Genomic DNA, 4,158 nt, shown 5'->3' on the forward strand with positions numbered 1-4,158 from the left:
ATCCTGAAGCTCCGCCCCGGACAGGCCGGTGACGAAGCTGAGATAGCCCGGCACCAGTGGAAGGACGCAGGGGGAGAGAAAGGAGAGCAGTCCCGCGGCGGCGGCGACCGGCGCGGCGAGCAGGACCGGCCCGTCGGTGATGAGCCCGACCACGCTCACCGCGGGTCCTCCGCCCCGGGCGAACGGCGCCCGCTCACGCCTCGGCCCGCAGACGGCTCAGCACGGGCTTCAGGTCGTCGGGCAGCACACCACCGGTGAACCGGGCCGCGATCCGCCCGTTCTGGTCGAGCACGAACGTCGACGGGAGGCCGGGAGCGACCGGCCAGCCCGCGGCGAGGGTGCCCAGCTTGTCGACGATGCTCGGGTAGGACTTGCCGTAGTCCCGCGCGAAGGCCTTCGCGCCGGAGACGGTGTCCTTCTCGTTGACACCGAGGAACGCCACCGTGGGGTTGTCCTTGGACAGCTGGACCAGGCCTGGCGTCTCCGCGCGGCAGGGAGCGCACCACGAGGCCCAGAAATTGATCACAACGATCTTCCCTCGGTAGGACGCGAGGTCGAGGGAGGTCCCGTCGAGGGTCTTACCGGACAGGGGGGGTGCGGGATGCCGGTTTCCGGGAGCGGCGAAGTCCTGCCCGGCCGCCTGCTGGACGAAGCCGTAGCCCCCACCACCGGTGGCGTCGACCGAGTTCGCCCCGGGGGAGCAGGCGGCCAGCAGCCCGGCCGCCGCGAGCGCCACGGCGGCCGGGGCGACGCGTCCCGCCCGGCGGGCACGGCGGGCCGACCGGGCCCGGCGCATCCGCCGCATCGGGGCAATGCCTGTCACCAGCGTGTCCGAACTGTCATCCGACGCGGACCGCCATCCCTTCTCCGCCACGCGAACCAGTATGTGCCCTGCCCCTTCCCACCCGGGAACCTGTCTACGACCAACTGTAGAACTCAACTCAGGGTAGGTGTCGGGGCCGCGAGACGCGCATGGGCTTCTCGACAAAGGACACCTGTGGGCTCCATGCCAGGCGGGCACCGTTCTGTCGCCGGGCAGGCACCGTTCCGCCGACGTCACCGGCCGCCGGCCACCGGCGGGACCGGGAGCGGACGGTAACCGCGGATCTGAAAACGGGCCGTGACGGGGGCACTCCCGGGGAAGGCGGTTTCGGCCCGCCGGCGCAGCTGGTCGGGCGCACGATGATGGCCGGTCGGGCCCATCAGAGCCAGGTCGACGATCTGGTCGGTGTTCAGCGTGAGCGGAACGTCGACGCGCTCGACGATGATCGGCTCGAACCGTCCGGTGGTTCGTTCGTCGAGCCGGTCGCTCTTGCCCGCCTGTATCCCGACGAGTCCGAGCGGGCCGTGCAGCTCGGCGAGATGGCCCGGTCCGGGGGTAACGACGATGAGCAGCCCGTCGGGGCGCAGCACCCGGTGCATCTGGGCCAAGTTGCGCGGCGCGAAGACGTCGAGGAGCACGGCGACGGCGTGGTCGGCCACCGGCCAGGGGGCGGCGACGTCGAAGGAGACCGCGCCGATCCGGGGATGGGCACGCGCCGCGCGACGCAGGGCGTACTTCGAGACGTCGACGGCGATGCCGACCGCGTCCGGCCGCGCACCGACCACGCCGGCCAGATGGTGCCCGGTCCCGGCACCGATGTCGAGAATCACCCGACCGGGCGACCCGGATAGCCCGGATGACCCCCCGGGGACGGGATGCGCGATCTGGGCCAGTCGGGCGGTGAGCGGCCCGTAGTGGCCACCACCGAGGAAGGACTCCCGCGCGGCGACCATGACGGCGGTGTCGCCGACGACCCGCCGAGTCCGGCCGGTGCGCAGGTTGGCATAGCCGCTGCGGCCGACGTCGAAGTCGTGCCCGGCGGGACAGCGCAGGGATCTGTCCGTCCGGTGCAGCGCGTCGCCGCACACGGGGCAGCGCAGGAACGGCAGCACGGCCCGCAGAGACGCGAGGGCGGGCGGGACAGCGACGGCCGGCGCCGGTGACTCGGGACCGGTGGAGTTCGTCAGGCGCCGACCGATCCAGGCGTGTTCGCGGTCGGCCCGTTCGGCTCCGCATACTGGACGCCAACGAGCTCGGACTCCCGGTAGACGGCCGTGGTGACGCTCGCCAGCCCACACTGCCGCCGGTCGGGACGGTGCCAGAGGGGCACCCCCTCCAGGGCACGCCGAGCCGTCCAGACCGGAAGCTGATGGCTGACGAGCACGACGTGCCGACCGGGGTGGGCATCGCGCCATTCCGCGACGGCCACGAGCATCCGCGCGGCGATCTCGTCGTACGGTTCGCCCCAGGATGGGCGGAACGGATTGAGCAGCAGGCGCCACAGGGCGGGGTAGCGGACCACCGCCGGGCCGGCCTCGAACGTTCTGCCCTCGAAGGCGTTGCGGCTTTCGATCAGCCGCGGGTCGGCCTGGACGGCGAGTGCGTGCGCCGTGGCGATGGGCGCGGCGGTCTGCTGAGCACGATCCAGCGGACTCGCGACCACGGCCGCGACGTCCAGCTCCGCAAGGAACTCCGCGGTGACTTTCGCCTGCTGCTGGCCCTTGTCGGACAACCGGAACCCCGGCAGCCGGCCGTAGAGGATCTTCTCCGGGTTGAAGACCTCGCCGTGGCGAACCAGATGCACCCGGGTCAACGGAGCCGGCTCCGTCATGCCCGCCCCTCGGGAGAGGCGGAGACGGTCACCGGTTCGGGTACCGCCGCGGCGGCACGTGCGGCCGCCGGTGCCGCCGCGGCGATCCGCTCCACCGTCTCGTCGTCATGCGCGGCCGAGACGAACCACGCCTCGAACGCCGACGGCGGCAGGTAGATCCCGGCGTCGAGCATGCTGTGGAAGAACGCCGCGTACCGGGCGGTGTTCTGCGCCTGGGCACCGGCGTAGTCGACCACGGTGGCGGCGTCGGTGAAGAAGAAGCTGAACAGCGATCCGGCGCTGCTCGGCAGGTGGGCCACGCCCTCCTCGGTCAACGCGGTCGAGACGATCCCGGCCACGTCGGCGGCGCGGGTGTCGACAGTGGCGTAGACCTCGTCGGTGCAGGCCCGCAGAGTGGCGAGTCCGGCGGCGACGGCGATCGGGTTACCCGACAACGTGCCCGCCTGGTACACCGGGCCGGCGGGTGCGAGCCTGGCCATCACGTCCGCCCGCCCGCCGAAGGCCGCCGCGGGCAGCCCGCCGCCCATCACCTTGCCGAAGGTGAACAGGTCCGGCGACCAGTCCTCGATCGCGCCCTCATTGCCCCACCAGCCGGCGCGTGAGATGCGGAACCCGGTCATCACCTCGTCGAGGATGAGCAGCGCGCCGTGGATGTCGCACAGCCGGCGCAACCCGGCGTTGAAGCCGGGCAGCGGCGGGACGACCCCCATGTTGGCGGCGGCGGCCTCCGTGATGACCGCCGCGATCGTCTCACCGCGCTCGGCGAAGGCCGCCTCGACCAGCGCGAGATCGTTGTAGGGCAGGACGATGGTGTCCGCGGTGGCGGCGCCGGTGACTCCCGGGGTGTCCGGCAACCCGAGGGTCGCCACTCCGGAACCGGCGGAGGCGAGCAGCGCGTCGACGTGCCCGTGGTAGCAGCCGGCGAACTTGATGATGCTCGACCGGCCGGTGAAACCCCGGGCCAGCCGCACGGCGCTCATCGTCGCCTCGGTGCCGGAGTTGACCAGGCGTACCTTCGCGACCGGGCCGACCCGGTCGACGATCAGCTCCGCGAGCTCCACCTCCCCCGGCGTGGGGGTGCCGAAGCTGGTGCCGGCCGAGACGGCGCGCGACACCGCCTCGACGACGGCCGGATGGGCATGGCCGAGGATCATCGGCCCCCACGAGCACACCAGGTCGACGTAGGTACGCCCGTCCGCATCGGTCAGATAGGGGCCGTTGCCCGCCACCATGAAGCGCGGCGTGCCGCCGACGGCACGGAAGGCTCGGACCGGAGAATTGACCCCACCGGGAACAACACGCTCGGCGCGCCGGAACAGCTCCTCGGATGCCGGCGCGGCAGACGGAACCACCATGCCCACGATCCTCGCAGGTCGGCCCCGCCTCCCGCGCTCCACGTGTCCGGTAGCACGCCGCGTCCCCCTCCGTGGTCCGTTGTTGACCGACCCGCCACCAGCGCTGGAAGCCACCGCTGGAAGCCGCCGGTGGACGGGGGTCTGCCCCG

At 72.4% G+C, this 4,158-nt stretch carries 4 protein-coding genes and 1 pseudogene; all 5 read right to left on the reverse strand.

What is annotated here, in order from left to right:
* Positions 1 to 159, reverse strand: a pseudogene (locus tag AC08OP_RS21830) (cytochrome c biogenesis protein CcdA); the annotation flags it as partial.
* A gap of 34 nt (positions 160 to 193) precedes the next feature.
* Complete coding sequence (locus tag AC08OP_RS21835) at positions 194 to 823, reverse strand: TlpA family protein disulfide reductase (protein ID WP_476615892.1); 630 nt, start codon at positions 821 to 823, stop codon at positions 194 to 196.
* Positions 824 to 1,056: 233 nt separating this feature from the next.
* Positions 1,057 to 1,935, reverse strand: coding sequence for a putative RNA methyltransferase (locus tag AC08OP_RS21840; RefSeq protein WP_476615893.1), 879 nt, complete (start codon positions 1,933 to 1,935; stop codon positions 1,057 to 1,059).
* A gap of 71 nt (positions 1,936 to 2,006) precedes the next feature.
* Positions 2,007 to 2,654, reverse strand: a complete 648-nt coding sequence (locus tag AC08OP_RS21845; RefSeq protein ID WP_476615894.1) for a histidine phosphatase family protein — start codon at positions 2,652 to 2,654, stop codon at positions 2,007 to 2,009.
* A complete protein-coding gene (gene hemL, locus AC08OP_RS21850) occupies positions 2,651 to 4,009 on the reverse strand; it encodes a glutamate-1-semialdehyde 2,1-aminomutase (protein WP_476615895.1) in 1,359 nt (452 codons plus the stop codon). Before hemL ends, AC08OP_RS21845 begins: the two co-directional genes overlap by 4 nt.
* Between the last annotated feature and the right edge of the window lie 149 nt (positions 4,010 to 4,158).

Source organism: Frankia sp. CeRuru1 (assembly GCF_977966315.1).